This is a genomic window from Mesorhizobium sp. M1A.F.Ca.IN.022.07.1.1 (assembly GCF_003997575.1).
Taxonomy (GTDB): Bacteria; Pseudomonadota; Alphaproteobacteria; order Rhizobiales; family Rhizobiaceae; genus Mesorhizobium.
This window is the reverse complement of sequence record NZ_RZST01000071.1, coordinates 1-20,088: the sequence shown is the minus strand read 5'-3', so window position 1 is coordinate 20,088 and position 20,088 is coordinate 1. Positions and strand designations below refer to the sequence as shown.

General features: G+C 61.3%; 22 protein-coding genes and 2 pseudogenes. 15 read left to right on the top strand and 9 right to left on the bottom strand.

Features of this window, described 5'->3' with window-relative positions; translation table 11 throughout:
• Both EOA75_RS11070 and EOA75_RS11065 read right to left on the bottom strand, forming a co-directional pair.
• On the bottom strand, positions 1-555 hold a 555-nt coding region (locus tag EOA75_RS11070; RefSeq protein WP_127324258.1), incomplete at its 3' end, for a protein-L-isoaspartate(D-aspartate) O-methyltransferase.
• A gap of 223 nt (positions 556-778) precedes the next feature.
• Positions 779-955: pseudogene (locus EOA75_RS11065) on the bottom strand (thiamine pyrophosphate-binding protein); the annotation flags it as partial.
• 182 nt (positions 956-1,137) lie between these two features.
• On the opposite strand from EOA75_RS11065, the gene EOA75_RS11060 reads away from it, so the two are divergent.
• Positions 1,138-1,401, top strand: coding sequence for a hypothetical protein (locus EOA75_RS11060; RefSeq protein WP_127241335.1), 264 nt, complete (start codon positions 1,138-1,140; stop codon positions 1,399-1,401).
• Between the two features lie 66 nt (positions 1,402-1,467).
• On the opposite strand, the gene EOA75_RS11055 is transcribed toward EOA75_RS11060, so the two are convergent.
• Together EOA75_RS11055 and EOA75_RS11050 are read right to left on the bottom strand one after the other, a co-directional pair.
• On the bottom strand, positions 1,468-1,680 hold the full coding sequence (locus EOA75_RS11055; protein ID WP_082953722.1) for a hypothetical protein: 213 nt from the start codon (positions 1,678-1,680) through the stop codon (positions 1,468-1,470).
• 8 nt (positions 1,681-1,688) lie between these two features.
• Positions 1,689-2,249 carry a hypothetical protein gene (locus tag EOA75_RS11050; protein WP_127324257.1) on the bottom strand — a complete coding sequence of 187 codons (561 nt, stop codon included), beginning with the start codon at positions 2,247-2,249 and terminating at the stop codon, positions 1,689-1,691.
• 576 nt (positions 2,250-2,825) lie between these two features.
• Between EOA75_RS11050 and EOA75_RS33965 the strand changes: the two genes are divergently transcribed.
• From EOA75_RS33965 to EOA75_RS11035, 5 genes are all read left to right on the top strand, one after another.
• Complete coding sequence (locus tag EOA75_RS33965; protein ID WP_082953723.1) at positions 2,826-2,987, top strand: hypothetical protein; 162 nt, start codon at positions 2,826-2,828, stop codon at positions 2,985-2,987.
• A 181-nt stretch (positions 2,988-3,168) separates the two neighbouring features.
• The gene (locus EOA75_RS11045; protein WP_067320790.1) at positions 3,169-3,975 is read left to right on the top strand and encodes a nucleotidyltransferase; all 807 of its coding nucleotides are present in this window, start codon (positions 3,169-3,171) and stop codon (positions 3,973-3,975) included.
• A complete protein-coding gene (locus EOA75_RS11040; protein ID WP_067320643.1) occupies positions 3,968-4,714 on the top strand; it encodes a metallophosphoesterase in 747 nt (248 codons plus the stop codon). The genes EOA75_RS11045 and EOA75_RS11040 overlap by 8 nt, the downstream gene beginning before the upstream one ends.
• Before the next feature lie 76 nt (positions 4,715-4,790).
• A complete protein-coding gene (locus tag EOA75_RS33960; RefSeq protein ID WP_082953724.1) occupies positions 4,791-4,967 on the top strand; it encodes a hypothetical protein in 177 nt (58 codons plus the stop codon).
• Between the two features lie 5 nt (positions 4,968-4,972).
• Positions 4,973-5,797 (top strand): Ku protein, encoded by an 825-nt coding sequence (locus EOA75_RS11035; RefSeq protein WP_127324256.1) that lies wholly within the window; start codon positions 4,973-4,975, stop codon positions 5,795-5,797.
• Positions 5,798-5,813: 16 nt separating this feature from the next.
• Here EOA75_RS11035 and EOA75_RS11030 read toward each other — a convergent pair whose 3' ends face one another.
• Together EOA75_RS11030 and EOA75_RS11025 are read right to left on the bottom strand one after the other, a co-directional pair.
• Complete coding sequence (locus tag EOA75_RS11030) at positions 5,814-6,095, bottom strand: hypothetical protein (protein ID WP_127324255.1); 282 nt, start codon at positions 6,093-6,095, stop codon at positions 5,814-5,816.
• Positions 6,096-6,226: 131 nt separating this feature from the next.
• Positions 6,227-7,258 carry an ATP-dependent DNA ligase gene (locus tag EOA75_RS11025; RefSeq protein ID WP_127246135.1) on the bottom strand — a complete coding sequence of 344 codons (1,032 nt, stop codon included), beginning with the start codon at positions 7,256-7,258 and terminating at the stop codon, positions 6,227-6,229.
• Positions 7,259-7,417: 159 nt separating this feature from the next.
• Between EOA75_RS11025 and EOA75_RS11020 the strand changes: the two genes are divergently transcribed.
• On the top strand, positions 7,418-8,026 hold the full coding sequence (locus EOA75_RS11020) for a cysteine hydrolase family protein (protein ID WP_067320655.1): 609 nt from the start codon (positions 7,418-7,420) through the stop codon (positions 8,024-8,026).
• Between the two features lie 944 nt (positions 8,027-8,970).
• The gene (locus tag EOA75_RS11015) at positions 8,971-9,657 is read left to right on the top strand and encodes a response regulator transcription factor (RefSeq protein WP_245299539.1); all 687 of its coding nucleotides are present in this window, start codon (positions 8,971-8,973) and stop codon (positions 9,655-9,657) included.
• Between the two features lie 147 nt (positions 9,658-9,804).
• On the opposite strand, the gene EOA75_RS11010 is transcribed toward EOA75_RS11015, so the two are convergent.
• The gene (locus EOA75_RS11010) at positions 9,805-10,773 is read right to left on the bottom strand and encodes a hypothetical protein (RefSeq protein ID WP_127324254.1); all 969 of its coding nucleotides are present in this window, start codon (positions 10,771-10,773) and stop codon (positions 9,805-9,807) included.
• Positions 10,774-11,435: 662 nt separating this feature from the next.
• Between EOA75_RS11010 and EOA75_RS11005 the strand changes: the two genes are divergently transcribed.
• Positions 11,436-12,023 carry a sugar transferase gene (locus tag EOA75_RS11005; protein ID WP_245466610.1) on the top strand — a complete coding sequence of 196 codons (588 nt, stop codon included), beginning with the start codon at positions 11,436-11,438 and terminating at the stop codon, positions 12,021-12,023.
• A gap of 84 nt (positions 12,024-12,107) precedes the next feature.
• Here the strand turns inward: EOA75_RS11005 and EOA75_RS11000 are convergent, their stop codons facing one another.
• On the bottom strand, positions 12,108-12,356 hold the full coding sequence (locus EOA75_RS11000; RefSeq protein ID WP_066992046.1) for a hypothetical protein: 249 nt from the start codon (positions 12,354-12,356) through the stop codon (positions 12,108-12,110).
• Between the two features lie 407 nt (positions 12,357-12,763).
• Between EOA75_RS11000 and EOA75_RS10995 the strand changes: the two genes are divergently transcribed.
• From EOA75_RS10995 to EOA75_RS10970, 6 genes are all read left to right on the top strand, one after another.
• A complete protein-coding gene (locus EOA75_RS10995; protein ID WP_127324253.1) occupies positions 12,764-14,068 on the top strand; it encodes an O-antigen ligase family protein in 1,305 nt (434 codons plus the stop codon).
• Positions 14,069-14,339: 271 nt separating this feature from the next.
• Entirely contained in the window at positions 14,340-14,951 is a 612-nt protein-coding gene (locus tag EOA75_RS10990) for a hypothetical protein (protein ID WP_127324252.1), read from the top strand.
• Between the two features lie 2 nt (positions 14,952-14,953).
• Positions 14,954-15,958 carry a hypothetical protein gene (locus EOA75_RS10985; RefSeq protein WP_127324251.1) on the top strand — a complete coding sequence of 335 codons (1,005 nt, stop codon included), beginning with the start codon at positions 14,954-14,956 and terminating at the stop codon, positions 15,956-15,958.
• 158 nt (positions 15,959-16,116) lie between these two features.
• Entirely contained in the window at positions 16,117-17,265 is a 1,149-nt protein-coding gene (locus EOA75_RS10980; protein ID WP_067320667.1) for a PqqD family protein, read from the top strand.
• A complete protein-coding gene (locus EOA75_RS10975) occupies positions 17,256-18,257 on the top strand; it encodes a nucleotidyltransferase family protein (protein WP_245433363.1) in 1,002 nt (333 codons plus the stop codon). The genes EOA75_RS10980 and EOA75_RS10975 overlap by 10 nt, the downstream gene beginning before the upstream one ends.
• A gap of 79 nt (positions 18,258-18,336) precedes the next feature.
• Positions 18,337-18,579, top strand: a complete 243-nt coding sequence (locus EOA75_RS10970) for a hypothetical protein (protein ID WP_082953725.1) — start codon at positions 18,337-18,339, stop codon at positions 18,577-18,579.
• 193 nt (positions 18,580-18,772) lie between these two features.
• Here the strand turns inward: EOA75_RS10970 and EOA75_RS10965 are convergent.
• A pseudogene (locus tag EOA75_RS10965) lies at positions 18,773-20,088 on the bottom strand (RTX toxin); the annotation flags it as partial.

Below are 20,088 nucleotides of genomic sequence, written 5' to 3'. Positions count from 1 at the left end.
GAGGAGACGCTGCTCGTCAGGGTCATCTCCGACCGGAATGACCAACTTGCCGCCGACATCCAACTGCTGCTGCAGCGCGAGCGGCGCGCCGGGCCCGCTCGCCGCGACGACAATGGCATCGAACGGTGCCGCTTCGGGCCAGCCCTTGGTGCCGTCGCCGGTGCGCACATCGATGTTGCGATAGCCAAGCGTCTCGAAGCGCCGTCTCGCGGTTTCCGCCAGGCCGGCGTGCCGTTCCATCGTGTAGACATGATCGACGATGCGGCTCATCACGGCGGCGGCGTAGCCAGATCCCGTGCCGACCTCGAGGACGTGATCGCCGGGCCCGATCTCAGCCATTTCCAGCATGAACGCGACGATATAGGGCTGCGATATCGTTTGGCCCTCGGCAATCGGCAGCGGTCCATCCTCGTAGGCAAATTCTTCGAAGCCAGGGTCCACGAAAGTCTCGCGTGGGACCTCGCGCATCGCTGCCAGAATCTCACGGTCATGAATGCCGCGGCGGCGGAGATGAACATCGACCATTCGGCGACGTTCGCGGGACAGGTCGAGCATGTGCATCCTCAACAGGAAGTTGGAATCGCAAGCGGCTGCGGCAACGTCATCCCTCGGCTTCCATCATCGTCCTGGCCGGCTCCCGCGCGACGTTCTCCTCGATCCGCTCGCGCCCCGGAGTCTCCGGCAGCGCTTTGCGGAAATTCTTGGCATATTCGGGCGGCATCTTCGGCATCAAGGCTTCGTCAAGAACGCGCTCGACCTCGTCGGCCCGCTCGATGCTGGCGCAAGCCATCAATGCGGCAGATTCTTCATGGCGCACCTGGACAAAGGAGATTTTGTCCCGGTTTTTCCGCAAAGCCTCCATGATGCCGTTGATGCCATCGCCGGGCAGGGCGAACATGACCTCGACATCCCAGGCAACCGGAGTGTCGACGAAAATTTCGGCTGCATTTGGCATGGCAAGGCTCCAATGAATGCATTCCGAACCAGTAGGGCGGCAGTTGGTTCCCTTGCCCACCCCACCAGGCCACCGCCTGGCAAGGAGCGATTTCGCGGGAACGAGCGAGCCGGACGCGGATTGAATCCTCATTCGCTGACGAGCAAAGCGCCAGGATTGGCGATTAGCCGGAAGGGTTGATCATGAGCGAGCCACTGAAAACCACAAATCACGAGGTGATCCGGGCTTGGATTGAAGCCCGCGAAGGCAGACCTGCAGTCGCGCGGACTGCAGGCAAGGGAGCGGTGCTGCGCGTCGACTTCGGCGAGCAGGAAGAGGATCTGCAGCCCGTCGAATGGGAAGAGTTCTTCGCCATATTGGATGACAACGAACTTGCCTTCGTGCACCAAGACCTAACGGCGGAAGGTTTGCCCAGCCGTTTCAACAAATTCGTCGAGCGCGGATGAGAGAAGCGCCATGCGATCGGGCGGAAAGCAACTCGCTCGCCTGATGCTCGCTGCTTACGCCTGCCGCTATTGATTGCCCGGCATTTTGTTGCTGCCTTGCGGATCCTTTTTTATGCCGGCGGCGGGAGACGTGTCCTGGGGTGCGTTTCCGCCCTGGTTCTGCTCAGGTGTCCGCTTCAACGGTGCCGTCGGCCAGCTACTCTGGACATAGGCGAAGGCCCAGTAACATGCCAACAGCACAACCACTGTCAGGATCAGCGGCAACAGCACTCGTCTCACGCTGACTCCTATTTGCTCTGCTGACGGTAATCGCCGGCCCGCGGATCGAATCCGGTCCAACCGCCAGCTTCGTAGTCGTACCGCCGTTCGCCGATGTCCACCGACCTGGAATCGTGGAGGATCGCTTGTGCTTGCGGAGCGAGGTCATCTTCGACGCGAGCGGTAACCAGAGTGCCGCCCCGGCGAATGCCTTCGGCATAGATATGGGCATCGCCCTCCGACACGCCGCCGTCGGTCAGACTGCCGATGATGCCGCCGGCCGCTCCACCGACAACTGCGCCCGCGGCCGCGCCCGCGGCTGTCGCCGCCAGCCAGCCAGCCGCCACGACCGGACCGACGCCAGGTATTGCTATGGCGCCGAGGCCCGTCGCCAAGCCGCCGGCGCCGCCCACGACCGCCCCGATCCCGGCTCCACTGGCTGCATCTTCGGCGGCCGCGGAAGAATGCCGGCCGTCGGCATTGTTGGCGATGATGCTGAGATCGCTCGGCGGTACGCCCATGGACTCCAGCTCGCCCACGGCATCGGCGGCATCGTCATAATCGTCGAACAGTGCGGTGATCGTCTGCATTTTGATGTCTCCTATCGATTACTATCGGCCGGCAAAGGTTTGCGCGTTATCGGCTGCGACCGCCGGAAAAAACGAGGAGGTCGCAGCGACGGCTAATGGCGCGAGAAGTGTCCGCATGTTCATGGCTTCCAGCTCCTGTGCTCGATGGGCCGGAGCCGAACGAGCGACTCAGGGCTTTGTTCCAGTCCGAGCCTGTCGATTTTCAGATGGCGTCTGCCGGAACTGTGATCCGAAGGCCGCGTTCCACGACAAGCCCACCTCAGAGGTTCTTGCTCGCCGCAGTCGCTTGGACGGAACGGCCTTTCCTGCTGCGGTTTGGTCAAGACGCCGCTCTCGGCAAAGAGACAGCGCGCATACGGCGGCCCAAACGAACTGGCGGCTACCGCCTTCGGCCGTTTGGCTCAGGGTGCCGCAACGGCCGGACATTGGTCGCCAAGGCGATCCCGCCGGGCGCGTAAGCGGCTGACCACGCAGGCCGCCTACTCCCTTGGACAGGAACATTTGCAGCCCTTATCGGTTAGCTCAAGACCAGCGATAGGTTGCTGGAGAAACCACCTTCGACAGGAAGGAAACGCCATGTTCGGCTCCGATTTATGGCTATTCGTTGTTGCCGGCGGTCCGCTGATCCTTCTCATTGCGATCATCTACGTGCTTTTCACCCGCCGTCACAGAGGTCCAGTCGAACGGCGCGAGAGCGACCGCGCGACCGAGCGCTTGTACCGCGAGCAAAAGGACTAGCGCACCAGCCAAGCTGTCGCGCCCAAGTCGTTGTTTTCACGCGATTTCGGCAATGCTCCGCGCGCGGCGCGGCTTGCCTGCTCTCCGGACGGTGTTGCCGGGCCCATTTCGCAAGCTCCGACAGCGGAACAAGCGGGCCCCGCGGCTGTTATCGAAAGGTCCGAAATCGGAGCAGCAGTTGATGACCAACGACGAGTTGCCGGGTCTGCCAGCATCGCTCCCCGTGATCGACGCGAAAGCCGAGCCAACGCTGAGAAGCGCCGCGGCGGAGGCGTTCTACACCCATGCGATCCGCGAGCTCGCCGCTACCGACATTCCTTTCCTGGTCGCCGGGACCTACGCGGTGAGCGCCTATACGGGCGTGGTTCGGCAAACCAAGGATCTGGATATCTTCTGCAAGGCCGGAGATTGCGCGCGCATACTCGAGCACTTCAAGAACATCGGCTATGCGGTCGAGATCCGGGACGACCGCTGGCTCGGGAAGGTCTTCGAGGGCAAGCATTTCTTCGATGTTATCTTCGCCTCGGCCAACGGCACGATGCAGGTCAAGGATCAGTGGCTGGAGCATGCCCGCCAAGTCGAGCTGCTGGGCAGCCGGGTCCGCATCATCGGCCCAACGGAGCTCATCTGGTCGAAATGCTTTATCCAGGACAGAGGACGCCACGACGGCGCCGACATCGCCCACACCATCCTCAAGGCGCACGATCAGATCGACTGGCAAAGGCTGCTCGCCTATCTCGATGTCCATTGGGAGGTGCTGCTGATGCAGGTCCTCAACTTCCGGTGGATCTATCCCAGCGAGCGGGACCGCATTCCAGACTGGCTGCTCGACGAACTGCTGGGCCGGCTTGCTCGGCAACGGCAGCTGCCGTCGCCCAAAATGAAGATCTGCCGCGGCCGCCTGCTGTCGCAGGTCGACTATGAGATCGACGTCAAGGAATGGGGGTTTGCCGGCGTCGGCGGCGTTGGAGAGATGCGCGATGCCTGAACCAGCCACATCAGCCAAATCAAACGGCAACGGTGTCATCAAGGTCGCCGCCATGGGCGACCTGCATGTTCAGGAAGATGCCCAGACCTCGTACCGCGACCTGTTCGGCGAGATATCGCGCGAGGCCGACGTCCTGGTCCTTACAGGTGATCTCACCAATCTCGGAAAACCGCGTGAGGCGGAACTTCTGGCCGAGGATCTGCGCGCATGCTCGATTCCCGTGGTCGCGGTTCTCGGCAATCATGACTACGAATCCGGTTGCGTCGAGCAGATCGCTGCAACGCTCCGCCAGGCGGGGGTCCATCTCCTCGATGGCCAGGCGATCGAACTGAACGATGTCGGCTTCGTCGGCGTGAAGGGTTTTGTCGGCGGCTTCGGTCGAAGGATGCTGGGCTCCTTCGGTGAGCCGGCCATCAAGGCGATGGTGGCCGAAAGCGTCAACGAGGCAATGCGGCTCGAGAATGCTATGCGGCAGGTGCGCGCCAAGCGCACGCTCGTGGTGCTCCACTATGCGCCGGTCCCGGAGACCGTGGCGGGAGAGCCTCCGGAAATCTTTCCGTTCCTCGGCTCCTCGCGGCTGGCCGAAACCATCGATCGCTTCAAGGTAAGCGCCGTGGTGCATGGCCATGCCCATCGCGGCTCGTATGAAGGCCGGACCCCTGGTGGGGCCAGCGTCTACAACGTCGCCATGCATATCGCGAAGCCGACCGGCCGTCCTTACGCGCTGCTCGAAATCTGAGGCGCAGCGCTGCCTGCGGCTTCGGAACCATGCCGGCAGCGATGAGTTGTGCAGGAGACCAACGGAACCAACTTCGATGCCTGACCCCAGACAACCGGATCCCGATCGCGACACGCCGATGCCGGCGCCCAGCTGGAAACCGGAGCCGGTCAGGAAGCCGGAGCGGCACGGGCTGCCGGACGAGGTGCCGCGCCCAAATCCCGATGAAACCGACGATCCGCCGGCGCCTGCCGGGCGCATCCGGACGGAGTAAGCTCGATGGCTGCGCCTCGCGCGATCTGGAAAGGCTTCATGAAGGTCGGATCGGTTTCATGCGGCGTCAAGATCGTCGGCGCCACCAGCGAAGCGTCGAAAATCCATTTCAGGATATTGAACCGGAGGGACGGCCTGCCGGTGAAAAGCGCCTATGTGGATGAGGAGACCGGCGAACCGGTGAACGCCGAGGACCAAGTCAAGGGCTTCGAGACCGACAAGGAGGATTTCATCCAGATAGAGCCCGAGGAGATCAAGGCGCTGAAACTAACCTCCGAGCACACGCTGGAAATCGGCGAGTTCGTGCCGGTCGCAGACATCGACACGCGCTATCTCGAAAAGCCCTATTACCTCATTCCGGCGGAGGATGCTTCCGCAGAGGCGTTCAACGTCCTTCGGGAGGCCATGAAGAACAAACGGGTGGCGGCGCGATCCTGTGTCGTCCTCTACCAGCGCGGACGCGAGGTTCTCATCCAGCCCTTCGGCAAGGGAATGCTTCTCACCGAGCTGCGGGACCGCAATGAGATGGTTTCGGAGGCGACGGTGTTCGAAGGGCTGAAGAAGCAGGACTACGAGGCGGACCTGCTCGAGATCGCCGGCCTGCTGATCGACAAGAAGGCGTCGAAGTTCGATCCTTCGAAATTCGAGGATACATACGAGAACGCGTTGATCGCCATGATCGAGGCCAAGCGCAAAGGCAAGAAGCTGCCCAAGGCGGCGCCGAAACCGCGTGAGAACGTCATCAATCTGGCCGACGTTCTGCGCAAAAGCCTTGCCAAGGAGGGCATCGCCGCGAAAGGCGCGAAGCAAGGCAAACGCAAGTCAGCTTGACGCCAAGAAAGGCCGCTCAGACCTCGTCGAACCGGCTTCCTTCCTTGGAGGGATCGCGCGCGAGGACCCGCTCCTCCTCGTCGTCCGGGAGTGCCTCGTCACTTTCCTGATAGGGATTGTCGTCGTCTTCTTCGGGGAGCGTTCCCTCCGCTTCTTCATCGTCCTGCGGGTCGTCGTTGACGGCGACGCTGTCGGGCAGGATCCGGCCGCCCTCAAGCGCGTCCCAGTCCTGCTGCTCGACTGCCGGAGCCTCGGTTTCGTCCTGATTTGCGGTGCGTTGCTTTTTACGCGGGTCCATCTCGTTCTCCAATGCTGCAAGCCTATCCGGCTCGCGGTTCGCTCAGTTGGAAAACCGCTCAGGCGAATGGTGGTTCCGCCCGTTGCAGCAAGTGGCGGCCGTTGTGGGGTCGCCTCTCCCTGGTAGGTGTCCTACGCGATCTGTTCGAACGTGCATTGGCGCGGCGCCTTGTCGGGCCGCCAGCGCACCATCCTTGTTCCATGCCGGAATCGGTCGCCGGTGACATGGTCGAAGCGGACCTCCACGACCAATTCGGGCCGCACCGGCTCCCATTCTCCGCTGCGCTCGGTGCTCCAGCGGCTCGGGCCGCCGGGTGCCTTGCCGGTGAAGCCGAGCCCGCCGCGCAACGCTTCAAGCCTCTTGGTCAGCGCCGCTCGCTCGTCACTGGCGATGGTCGAGGTGAAGCCGACATGGTCGAGCTGGCCACGGTCGTTGTAGAGGCCAAGCAGCAGCGAGCCGATCTGGCGCTTGCCGCTCAGGTAGCGAAAGCCACCGACCACGCAGTCTGCTGTGCGCAGCCGCTTGACCTTGATCATGGTTCGCTCGCCCGGGCGATAGGGTTCGGCCAGTGCCTTGGCGACCACGCCATCGGTGGCACCTCGGCCGGCGCCGCGCAACCATCGTCTGGCGGTCGCGAGGCTCGTTGTGGCCGGCGAGAGCTTCAGCCCGGCGTTCTCTGCCCTGGCAACGAAGTCCTCGATCGCCCGGCGCCGATCGGGCAAGGGCAAATCGAGCAACATCTCGCCTCCCGGGGCAGCCAGTGCATCGAACAGGATCAACCGCGCCGGTGTTTCCGCGCTCAGCTTGCGGATACGGCTCTCGGCCGGATGAAGGCGCATCTGCAGCGCGTCGAAGGAGACGCGCCCGTCGATCTCGATCACGATCTCGCCGTCCACGACGAATTGCCTTGCGGCGAGGTCGCGCAGCATCGTGGTCAGTTCGGGAAAGTAGCGGCCGAGCGGCTTGCCGGATTTGGCGCGAAGCTCGACGGCGTCGCGGCCTTTGAAGGCCAGGCAGCGAAACCCGTCCCATTTGGGTTCGTACTGCCAGGGACCTTCAGGCAAGGCGTCCGCGGTCCGCGCCTCCATCGGCGGCGTATCCAAAGACAGCGGAAACTCGGGACTCGAGATCGCCGGTTGGGACGTAATCCTGGAGGTCTCCATCTCGGTAGAACGTTCGACCACACCTGTAGTTTCCGGTCGACGGGAACGAGTTGCACGGCGAGGCGTTGCCTCACCAAAGTTCAGAAACGAAATGTCGAGCTTTGACCGCGTCGGGCACTTCTTCACCAGAGCGAACATGAACTTCCGACAGGAAATCCGATGTCGGCTTCCGGCTTGAGCTATGGTCCTCTGGGCGAGCGCTGCGCGCATCTATGCGTCGACATGCAGAAATTGTTCGCGGAACCTTCGGAATGGGCCACGCCGTGGATCACCCGCGTCCTTCCGAGGATCGTCAGCCTCGTCGAATGGAAAGCCGAGCAGACCCTTTTCACGCGCTTCGTGCCGGCTGAAAAGCCTGGCCTGGGTGCCGGCACCTGGAGGCGCTACTATGAGCGCTGGGCGTCGATGACGATCGAAAATGTCGGGCGAGAAATGGTCGGGTTGCTGCCGCCGCTGTCATCCTTCTGTCCGCCGGCGCAGGTGATCGACAAGCATGTTTACTCGCCCTGGCCGGAGGGCAGACTGCAGAGGGCACTTGCCGCGCGCAGCATCGACACCTTGGTGGTCACGGGAGGCGAAACCGATGTTTGCGTGCTTGCAACCGTCCTGGGGGCGATCGACATCGGATATCGCGTGGTGCTGGTCACGGATGCGCTTTGCAGTTCATCGGACGCGACGCACGATGCCCTGATGACCGTCTACCATCAGCGCTTCGCGCAACAGGTCGAGACTGTCGAGATGGAGACGGTCCTTTCGGCCTGGACCTGAACGTTATGGGACGATCCGCACCGGCTACAGCCGAAAGCGACCGATCAACTGCTGTTTGACGGGAACCGCAATGTTTCTCCGAAATTGCGCAGGCAGGGAGTGTGTAGATGCCTAAACCAGCGAAACGGGAAAAAGCTCGCAAGCCAAATCCGTCTGACCCCAATCCAAAGCAAAAGCCGCCGAGGGACACGCGCGAAAACCCGACACGGAATCCGGACGGTCCCGGCGAATTGCCGGACACCACCACGCGTGAAGGAGTCGAGACAGTCAGGCCTAACCTGAAACGCTAGTACCGGTAGGCGTACGTATTTCCGAGGCGCGACGCTTTGATGTTGTGGAGATAGGCCGCGCGAAGATTGACTTGTCGGCCCGACAAGACTGCGATTGCCGGCCAAAAAAGGAACCCCGGCTGCAGTGGTTGGGTGGGGGCACGGCAGCCGAGGTCAATGTTTTTCTCAGAACTGTGGCGCCGTTTGCTTCAAACCGCAAATCTCGCTCTAAGGTCGAGACATGCTCGCGCGCAGCTTTGAGGAGCAGAGTTCCTGTGATGGCAACTTAAGGTTGTCATCCTTTCGGTCATATTAGCCACCTAAGATATAATTACCAAATTGTTAACCAGGATTAATGCGCCTTTTCCACAGCATCGTAGTATGCATTTGAGGCTGGATTACCTCAATGGAGCGGGGATCCCATACGTCCGTGGGTTGGGCCGGCGTATGCACTACTCCTTGAATCTATTCCTCACTTCGCAGCAAGTCGCCCGACACACGGTAAACAGCGTATCAGTTCATGCCGCTGAACAAGCCCTGCGTGGGAGTCAAGATAAAAAGGGGAGCGAGCGAAGTCGGCGGCGGAGAGGAGTAAATAAGGCGATGGGACATCTTCAAATTTCCGAGTCTTGGAAAGACGCGACGGGGTCGTTGCAGAACGGGCATCTGACGGACGTGAACGGGCTCGGCACGTCTGATCTCGAAGAAGGACACCCGACCGAAGGTCTGGTGGTAATTGTGGACAAGCGGGCACTCGAGCGCGAATGTCTTGCTCGAGGCCTTATCGAACATAATCCGGCTTTGCGCGTCAGCGCCGTAGGATCTCTTGATGAGATTCAGCACGTCGCCGGCGGGGCGGAGGCTTCCGCGATCCTCGTTATTCTCGGCGCCCGAAAGGTGACCGACCAGAGCGTTCGGGCGGAACTTGTGCACCTCATCTCCGAGGTCGGCGCCGTACCGGTAATCGTCGTGGTGGATTCCGACGAGCCGGGGGAGATCCTTGCGGCTCTCGAATGCGGCGCCCGCGGCTACATTCCCACGAGCGTCAAGGTGAAGGTCGCTGCCGAGGCCATCGGTCTCGCCCGCGCCGGAGGAATCTTCGTGCCCGCCAGCTGCGTGCTGGCGCTTCGCGAGATCATCCATTCGACGGCAAACGGCGCCCGTCCGCTCGCCGGAATGTTCACCTCGCGCGAGGCCGCGGTCGTGGAAGCGCTCAGGAAAGGCAAGGCCAACAAGATCATTGCCTACGAGCTCAACCTCTGCGAGAGCACGGTCAAGGTCCATATCCGCAACATCATGAAAAAACTGAAAGCCACGAACCGCACTGAGGTGGCCTACAAGCTTAGACAGATGATGCTTTGAAGGCTGCCCAGGCCTGGTGCCTGGCAATAGAACGACGCACGCCGATCCTCGACGTGGAGGCGGACCTATTTCAGGTCCGCCTCCCTTCGAGATTCAGAAATAGGACGGTGCCTGCAGGTCTTGAAACGGATGCGCTCAGGCCGATGCTCAGGCATGTTCCCGGTCCAGCATCTCGAATCCTGCCTTCACGAGAAATCCAACACTGTCGCGGCCCAACTCCGCACCGCGATATGCTGCTTCGGCAGCCTTCAGGCCTCCCGTCAGTCTGCGGATCACCGGAGCCGCTCCGAGTATCTCGAGCGGCAGGCCCAGCTCGCCGCGGTTGGGGCGCTTCGGCGGCCATACCCTGAGGCCGAAATAGCTGGCGGCCGAGCGGTCGATCCCGCCGCTGAACTGCACCAGCAGCGCCTGGCGCGTTCTCCTGGCGATGCGGCCCAGACTGTTGATGTCCATTGGGGGTTTGGCGGAGGGCCGCATAGCGACGATGATCACCTCCCATGCATCATCGGTCAGCAGAACCGGATGCGAAAAAACACCAACTCTTGCTCCACGTTCGGCGAGCATACGTTCGAGGAATGGTGCGCAGGGCGTGTCGCAGACGACGGCGAATCTCGAGGCACGCTGATCGACGCCGGCATCCTCGAGCAAGACCCGGCATAACCGCGCGAATTCCGGCATCAGGTCTATGGCCGGGTGACTGAGATTTGGAGCAGCAACCTTGATGCCGGCCTCGTCGCAGGCATCGAAGTCCAACACGCCTGGCCGAAGCTCCCAAGGCTCGGCCATGAGCGAAACGACCGCATGAGAGGGCAAGAGTTCGATGAGCGATCTCGAAATCGGTCCGACCTGGGGACAATTGGTGATGAGGTCCACCTCCTGCCATTTGCGGCTTTCAATGCGGTTTGTCACTTCCACGCGTTCGGCGACCTTGGCGTACTCGGCAAATGACAACGTCGCGTCTGCGGCCGCCGCCAGGCTCGGATGTCGGGAGGATACGCGGGTGAGTGCAACGACACGGTCCGCATTGGCGAGCGCCGCGGCTGTCGCAGTCACCGCCTGGTATCCGGTCCCTGCGCCAACCACCACAGTGAGGCCGGAGAGATCAAGATCGAGCAAAGCTATCTGCTTGCGGACGACGGCAAGTGCTTCCGCATGGTCGATCTCCAGAAACTGACGAGCGCCTGATCTTGCGGGAAAGTCACCGGACGAAGGCTTCGAAATGGGCGTCACGTTGCGTGCTCCACTGTCAGGCAGCCAGGCATTCTTTCGACGCGGAAGATCTGTCTCGTCGAATCTCGTCGCATGCGCGCGCATGCTTTTCAGGCATTGCCAGACGGCTGCCGGCTCGCCCATCCGGCACCAGTGGCTCCAGACATTCTCTCGGCATCCTTGCCATCAGAGCTAGGGCCTGAATTCAGTCGGCGGTCTGGATCGCCCCTAGCCGGACCAGTTGATTTCGTCGATCACGAATACAGTCGAAGGTGCCCACACTGCTACTGCAGAAAATGGGTGCCAGTGTTACGCCGTTTGATCAGAAGGCTTATCGACACCGCGCCGGCAATACGCGTTCAGGCTAAGAGGCTAACCGGCGCCAGATCGGGCGCTACCTCCTTTGCGGTTCTTGCCGGGAATGGTCCGCCGCGTGAAGTTGAGCGCTAAAATCAGCCGTTTCCTTGGCGAAGCTCATGACAATCAGCGCATTCGACACGAACCCCCGCAGACCCGGAATAGGCGTCGGTCAAAACCATCGTCCGCTTGGAGGGCGGCGCAAGAGGATCATGGACGTCACCGTCGCATCGATCGCGCTTGTGCTGGCCGCTCCGATCATGCTTGTGGTTGCCCTCTTGATATTGGCGACCGACGGCGGACCGGCGATATTCTCTCACACCCGGGTCGGCTTCAACGGCAGGCGTTTCGCCTGCTACAAATTCAGGACCATGGTTGCCAACTCCCAGCAGGTTCTGGCCGACTATCTTGCGAGCAATCCCGAAGCCGCCAAGGAGTGGGAGCAGAATTTGAAATTCAAGAACGATCCGCGCGTCACCTTCCTGGGGCACATTCTCAGAAAGTCGAGCCTTGATGAGTTGCCTCAGCTCATCAACGTGCTGCGCGGCGACATGAGTTGCGTCGGCCCTCGGCCGGTCGTCCCCGACGAGCTGCAACGTTACGGCGCCTGCGCTATCGATTATCTTCGAACCCGGCCCGGGCTGACTGGCGCGTGGCAAGTGACGGGCAGAGACGCAATAGACTATCCCAGCCGTGTCTCCCTCGACAGCCGCTACGTGCGAAACTGGTCCATATGGGCCGACGTCGTCATTCTCGTTCGGACGGTCTTCGCCGTGATGAGATTCGATCATGCGTCCTGACTGCCGAGGAAGGCAGCGAGCATTGGCGGCATCGCCGCTTTAAAAAAATTCCGGCGCCGGCGACGAAATGGCAGCCGCAATCCGTCAATGCTCATCGGTCACGGCGCGACGCCACACGATGCCGAGGAAGACGCCGAGCAGGTAGGCGCCCTGCAGCGTGACAACGAAAAGCAGGATCGAAAGCAGACGGTCCCAGGCAAACAGGCTGCCGATGCCGCCTGCAATGGCGCTGAACACCACAATCACCGCGGTCATGACGATGAGCGCCGGCGCGCGAACACGAAATCCGAGCAAAATGCCGATCACGCCGACAGCGACAAGACCCCAAAGCACGGCGATCTCCTACGGTGTGAAAGGGTGTGCCGCGCCCAAGTCTCCCACATATGCAAATCCGCACCAACACCGAATCCCCGCCGCGGCTGGACCGGATCTCGACCAGGCAGACTGGAATCGCAGCACCACCAGCCCTTGCACAAAAGGCGTAGGACACCTTGTCCCAATGACGCGTTTTCGCTCATTTCCTTGTCATCCCGCTGCGCCTACGCTGCTTATGAAATAGGTACGCGGAGTATTCACCCGCGGTGCGGCAGCGCGCCTTGAATCACCGTCCTGGAGTGAACGTTGTGTCTCTATTTCTTGGCGTTGCCGTTCAGGACACAGGGGCACCGGACGCAGCCTGGCGAGGCAAGAGCGCGTCGGCCCGCGGTTGTTGCATAGCATTTTCAGCGTGACGTCCATCGATGCTGCAGGCTTCCATCCTTTTGCTGATCGTGTCGATATGGTTCCCCGGCGCCACGCGGATTGCCGGAACAGATGGCTCGATTTCCTTTTTGCTCGCTTTGTTCTGCGGCCTGGTAAGCCTCGTTCCCTACGCCGAAGCGACAAAACGTTTGCATCGCACCGACACGGCCCTGGCAACTGCCGTGCTGACAACATCTGCCCTCATCATGGTTCTATCGCTGCTGTCGGCGCTACACGCGGACAATCCGGTCAGGACCATGCGCGCTGTCTTCGCCCAGGTGTTTGGTTTCGCCACTATCCCGACCATTGCATTGATCGCCGCGAGGCCTAGGAGTTTTGAGGCAATCGACAGGATTGGGATGACCATGGCCATCATGGTTGCTGTTACATCCTGCCTTGTCGTTATTGGCCTCGGCGATGCTCGATTCGCCGATCGGGCGGAGGGCTATTTCAAGCATGCAAACCAGCTCGGAATTGCCTTGTCGGCCGGTCTGCCGCTTGTCGCCGCGAAGCTGGTCGCTTCTCGAAGGCACCGAATCCTCCTTTCGGTTTGCCTCCTCGCGGGGTTGCTGGGTTTGGTCAAATCGGGATCCAAGACGAATTTCGTTCTTGGGGTCGTCGGTCTCGGCACGTTCTACGGGCTATACTGCATCTATCTGGTGATAAGGAAGCAGCGTCCGGTAACAGTGATCGCGGCGACCGTTACGGCTCCGATATTGTTCCAGGCTAGCTTTATGATGTTGCAGTTCCTGAACCCACGGGCCTACAAGCTGCTGTCGCTTCAGCTCTCCGGCGGGGAGGCACATTCGATCGTTTCGCGGCAGCGACTGTGGTCGATATCAATCGATCTGGGCCTGTCGCATCCATTCATGGGCGTGGGCGCAGGGCAATGGGTGGGCGACATCGCTCCGCACAGCCACAACCTGTTCATCGATTATTTTAGAACGCTGGGAGTGCCCGGCCTCGCCTTGGTGGTGATCATGGTTCTGCTGGTGGTGGGTTATCTGATCAGCGCCGTTCTGCACACATTGGTCGACAGGGGCAGGAGCGAACAAGCGACCGAAGTGAATGTCATGGTGCTCGGAACATCGGTCGCCGTATGGAACTACTTGGTCGCCAACCAGATGAGCGATTCCTTCGGGCCGTCAACCGCCGCCTTCTTCTGGCTGCCGCTCGCTTTGCTCATAGTGTACCGCGGCATGCAGCGATCGCTGCAGACCGGCCTTGCCAAAACCCCGAGGTTGTATGTCGGGACCGGGTCTCAGCTGCTTGAAGTTGAGTATGCCTCTCGCACATCGCCTTGACTTGATTGGCGTTCCAAGAGTTGATCGTACCACCCGAAATCCAATGACCTCGCACACTGTTGGTGACCTGGCGGCAAGCCTCCCGCCAAGCGTCGAAGCACGCGCGCTGCGGACAGACATTCGATTTGTCGAATTCTTTGGTCTGCCCGGGGTCGGAAAGACAACTACCTCCGGCCTGCTGGCTAACAGCCTGCGACGGTGTGGCCCGCCGGTAGGCGACGTGCGAGTGGCGTGGGAAGGAAGAACATTCATCGAGAGGCAGATACACAGAATGGGCGTTGTCGCCCCTCGGCTGCTAGATCGTGAGTTTCGCTCGTTGCTTGCTCGAATTGCCCGCTTCGTCATCGAAAGCAGGCAAGTGTCGCGCCTTGATGCCATCAGGCTTGTCTGGAATCTTATCAGCCTGGTCGCATTTATCCAGCATGAGAGGGCAAGAAGAAATTCAATAATCATAATGGATCAGGGGTTGCTGCAGGGATTCTGGTCCATATTGCTGAAGAGCAGATGCAGAAAAACATCCGAGAATTGGCTGGATATGCTTTCTGCCGTCGGATTGCATGACATGGTTTTTGTCCACCTGCGCAGCGAGACCGGCATCGCCAGAGACCGGCTCCTGACCAGGGGCGATCGCTCCTCGCGGCTGCAACGGACATCTCCGGACAGCGATCCCGACCTTTGGTCGGCGGCGGATCGGGCCTGCCGCGAAATGGCGGCCACCCTTGAGCGGGGAATGGGAACGGAAGATCGCATGGGCGTGCTGGCGGCCATCGACATCGAAAGGCTCGCATCGCCCGAAGACGTGGCCTCGAGAGCTCTCGAGGCGGTCCGTTCGGCCTGTCTCGAGCGGCATCGGCAATCCCTTTCTTCAGGTCAACGAGCATGAGGATGGACCGCCGTTCATTCATGGGCCTTGCTGGGCTGTCTCCCGTGTTCGCGCTGTTGCCGGGCTCGTGCCAGGCGGAGGGCGGGCAGATGCCGGAGGGCAAGCAGCTCGTTCTGACGGGCGAGCACGGCTACGAACAACAAATGTTTCGGGATCTCGAAGCCGGGGCGACAATCGACGCCCGGAATGCTTCCTTCACAGTCGCCAACAGCAGAAATCCTGAGCCCAGCGCGATGATGGGCTGCGACGAAGGAGACCTGCCGGTCAATCGCTACCCGGTGGTCATCCGCAACTGTCCGGACGTTCATTTCATCGGGGGGCGCTTCGACGGCCAGGTGCCGCTGACCTCCGATTGGCGCGACACCTACTGCAACAGCGCGGCTCTGCTGGTCAGGGACGGAACCGCCAATGCGACAATAGAAGGTGTGCGCGCGCGGCGCTGCTGGGATGGCGTGCGTTTCGCAGCGCGGGCCGACGGCTTTCACCTGAAAGGCTGCTGGCTCAGCGAAATCAGGGATGATGCGGTGGAGAACGACTACCTGCTCAGCGGCATTGTCGAAGATTGCCTGTTCGACGGCTGTTTTTCGGGGATCAGCGTGGATCCTGCCTCAAACGAGCGGGATGGGACAGGGGAGACAGTGCAGATCGATCGAACCCTCATTCGCATGCACCCGTTTCTCTCCAAGGGCGAAATCACACATCAGGCGCCGATCAAGGCCGTCGATCAGTCACCCAGGCTGAGGATAACGGGATCGGTTTTCGCATTGGCTTCGGTGAACATGCGTGGACTCCGTCGCCTGGAAAGAACCTGGGGGCTGGCTATCGAAAGCCGGGACAACGTGTTGCTGTGGCTGCCCGACGAACCAATTCCTTCGGAATTGCCGCTGCCGCCATCCGGTTTCAAGGTGCTGACGGGCGCTGACGCGCGCGAATACTGGAACAAGGCGCATCTGCAATGGGTCGCGGCGCATCAGAACGTGGCCCGGTTCTCCGACGAAGCGCTGTGAGAAGTCGCACTCGGGGGCAAAACATTCGGTTGCTTAGCTGTGTTGGGCGAAGTGAACTCCTGCCGAAACGCTTGTCGCTTCGCCCATTGAACGTACCTGTTTCGCAACGATAGGTTGGACCGCCGTCGCGTTCCGGCAGAGGGGGAGAGGACTACTCGATGAATCACGAGGCGGGTAACGGAACGGCGCCGCCAGGCTCCACCGCTCATATCCCGGCCACGTTTGTGACCCAGGGACGGCTGGCACGCGTCAGGGGGCAGAATATCCTGTTCAGTCCTTCCCAGCGGGCCATCTTCGCCGTCAACGATACTGCCGCCGAGATCTGGCGCTCCCTGGAAGAGGGAACATCGCCGCGCGCCATTTCGGCCGAGATGGCGCGCGCCGGCGTCGATGGGATCGAGGCAAACAGGCATGTCGAGGCCGCGCTGAGGGATTGGCAGCGGCTGAGCTTGATACGGCCCGACGCACCGCCGTCTGTGTCGGCTCGAGAGGCTGTGAGCCAGGTCGTCGCGATCGCGGGCCTTTCCGTACGCATCGAGTATCCTGCAGCCTGCGCCTTTCCCGCGGTCGCCGTGTTCCGGCATCTCGAGGTCCGACGAGAGACTGCCGACATTCTGTTCCAACTGGTCGAGCATGAAGGACGGGTCCACCTGTTCCGGGATGGCGACTGGGTTCTTTCCTGCGCGCCCGACGAGCTGCCCGTCATGGTGAAAGGGCAAATGCTGATCGAGGTCCTCGATCGCAGCGCCTACGAACTTGCTCTGCACGCGGCTGCGCTTCTCAAAAATGAGCGCATCGTGCTTCTTTGCGGCAACCCGGGCGCAGGCAAGACTACGTTGACCCTGGCCCTGGTCAATGCAGGGTTCGGTTTCGTATCTGACGATGTGACCCTGTTGGACTCCCGGGGACATGGCATTGGTCTGCCGTTTGCGCCTGCCGTCAAGGCAGGAGCATGGCCGCTTTTGGCCGAACGCTTCCCCGATCTCGACGCTGTTCCGGTTTGTCGCCGGCCAGACCGCAGGCGAGTTCGGTTTGCGGTGCCCAGCGAGGTCGTGCCGTCCTCTCCCATACCAATCGGCTATGCAATCCAGCTTCGTCGAGGTCGCGACGCGAAAGCTTGCCTCGAGCCGATCGACCCGGCCAGCGCATTGCGTGTGCTGCTCAACGGGGCGTTCGCACCCGGCCGAGAGTTGAGTGGCAGCGCCTTCGACACTCTGACCGAAGTCATCGGATCGGCGGGCACCTATTGCCTGAATTATTCGAAGCTCGATGATGCAGTAGAGCTGATCACGAAGGCATGCCGGTGAGACACAGAGGCAACGCGCTCGAGGCTCTGATCGCCGGACTTCGCGGCAGTCCGGCCGACCGGGCCGATTGGCACGCCGTAATCGCTCTGGCCAATCGCACTTTGCTCACGCCGGATTTGTTCTCCTCCCTCGCGCGCGCCGGCCAGATCCACCGGCTACCGCAGGACGTGTACGAGTATCTCCGGTTCGTTCATGACTGCAATCGGGAGCGGAACTTGCGCTTGCGTGCGCAACTGCGCGAAGCCGTTGCGGCGCTCAATCGCCGCGGCATCGTTCCGCTCCTGCTCAAGGGCGCTGTTCCCTTGTTCCTTGCGCCGGCAGGCCAGGCTCCCAGCAGGATGACAAGCGACCTCGATCTGGCCGTGGAGCCGGCCAACGAGGCGGCCGCCCAAATCTGCCTTGAAGAGCTCGGCTATGTCGAGGTGGCAGGTGAGCGAGGCATGGCGCGTGAGCAGGATGCCGGAATGCTGGAACTCCGGGCGCGCCGGGCGATCGACTTTGAACCTCCCAAGCTCGTCCAGCACGACGATTTGTGGGTGAATATTCCTACTGCCCAGTCCCGGGCTCTGCACTGGATCGTGCACGACCTGTTTAAGGAGGGCGACTATTGGCGCGGAAGGATTGATCTCAGGCACCTTCACGACCTGGCGCAATTGGCGGAGACCGAGAACGTGGACTGGAGCGCGCTGCAGGCATCCATGTCGGACCGAAGCGCCCGCAATGCCCTGGATACCCAGCTCCTGGCCTTGCATCACTTCTTCGGAACCAGGATCCCGGCAAGATGCGCGCGGCGCCCGATCGTCCGTTTCCAGCACTGGAGGCGCGTCTTCACGGCAACCCACCCGATCATCGGCGCTCCGTTGCGCCTGGCCGGGAATTTGATTTGGGGAACGCGGCGGTTTCTAAGCGCCAGGGGTTCGGCGAGGGGGGGCTCGTCCGATTTCGCGCGGCGCATCGCTCGGACGCTTTTGCTTCCAAGCGCGAAAATCTAAGCCTTTTGGTGAACTAGTATCCTGGCATCGGGAAACATAAGCTGTTGTGATACTTTGGAACCCGCATGGGAGAATCGTCATGCCAACCGAAAGCACGAAACGCTCGGAAAGGACGCAGGAAGTCCTCGTTTCAGAGGCTCAGGCGCGCCGGGACTTTCTCAAGAAGGCAGGGCGTTTTGCGGCGGTGACTCCACCGGCCATAACGGTTCTGCTCGGCACCAGCCTGAACTCCAGAGCGATCGCCAAATCGGGAGGAACACGCCCGGGCAACGGCTGGGGCGACAACAATCATATTCACATTGGTCCTCCCGGCCAGTCGTAAGGTTGACCGTCAGGGTCGCTGAAGCAGCGTTTTGAGAACCAAAAGCGCGTCGCGGGGAAATGGATCCCGGCGGCGCGCTTTCGCGTCTTTGCTTCAATTTTGATACCCCGATCGCTGGCGGCACGCCGCGGTCGGGGTATTTTGTTTGTTGGCGGCGACCGGGTTGGCGCAAGCGTAAATCGTTCCTGTCAGATCAGGCGAGCAGCCAATCGTTCAAATGGAATTCATAGATCTTGCCGTCGTTCTCGGTCGGATTCGAGTCGTTGTCCACGCCGCGATCGACGACATAGAGGCTCATTTGGTGGCTCGGATCGTCGCTGCTCGGCGCCAGGGCAAGTCCCGCCGGCTTTTTCGCGTTGGCGGCGGAGATGTCGAGTGTGCCCAGCAGATCCCCGGTTGGCGTCACCATTGCCACGGAGGTGCGTGACACGATGACATAAAGCAGGTCGTGGACCGGATCATACGCGATGCCCCCGTCAGAAGGGGTTCCGAGCGCCTCTTCAGAAAAACTCGTCACGACATCATCGCCCCCCGTGCTTGGGACCCCGTCGAATCTGCCGTTCTGGCCCGGAGCGATGGTGTAAATCCTATGGGTTGTGCCATCCTCGAGATAGAGCACGCCGCGGTTTGTGTCGTAGGCAATACTCTCCGCATCCGTACTGCCGAACGCGGCGGTCCTGAACGAGGTCACGATATCGTCGGAGGTGTTGTAAAGCCCATCGTTGCCCGGGTTCAACTCGTAGACGCTCTTCGTGCCGGTATCGTCCGAGAAGAAGAGATGGTGGTTCGCCGGATTGTAGGTGACCCCGGCCGGCTCATCCGAGAAATTGATGGTGGTGAGCGTGCCCGTCAGGGTGCCGTTCAGATTCATCTGGAAGAGATTCTTGCCGGTGAAAATCGACATCTCCTCCACCTCACTATCGGCCACCAGCAGCTTGCCGAGATGGGAGATATAGACGATATCGGTCGGGTCGGGGCTCGGCGGTGACCACTGCGAAGTCAGAATGGTGTGCGCCAAGGTCACGGATGTCGGCAACTGGGTGGCGGTGACGCCGACGGTGAAGGTGTGCGTGGCGATGCTGCCGTCGGACGAGGTGGCTGTCACGTGGAGATCGATCGTCGGTTCGGACTGAGCGTTGAGCGTGCCGCTGCTCGATCGCGTGATGACGCCGGTGCTGGAATTGATGGCAAAGCGCGAGTCGTCGATCGTGTAGGTGACCGTCGAGCCGGCATCGGGATCCTTGGCCGAGGCGGTGATGCCGACGGCAGTGCCGGCGGCGGCATTTTGGACGATCTGATTGGCCGCGGTGTTGGCATCGGGCGGCGTGTTGAACGCGATCGGTTCGGGGCTGTTGAGGACGGCGAGGGTGAAGCTCTTGTTGGCGGTGCTGCCGTCGGAGGAGGTCGCCGTCACCGTCAGGTTGATGGACGACTGAGTCTCGAAGTCGAGCGTGCCTGTGCCCGAACGCGTGATGACACCGGTGCTGGAATTGATGGCAAAGCGCGTGT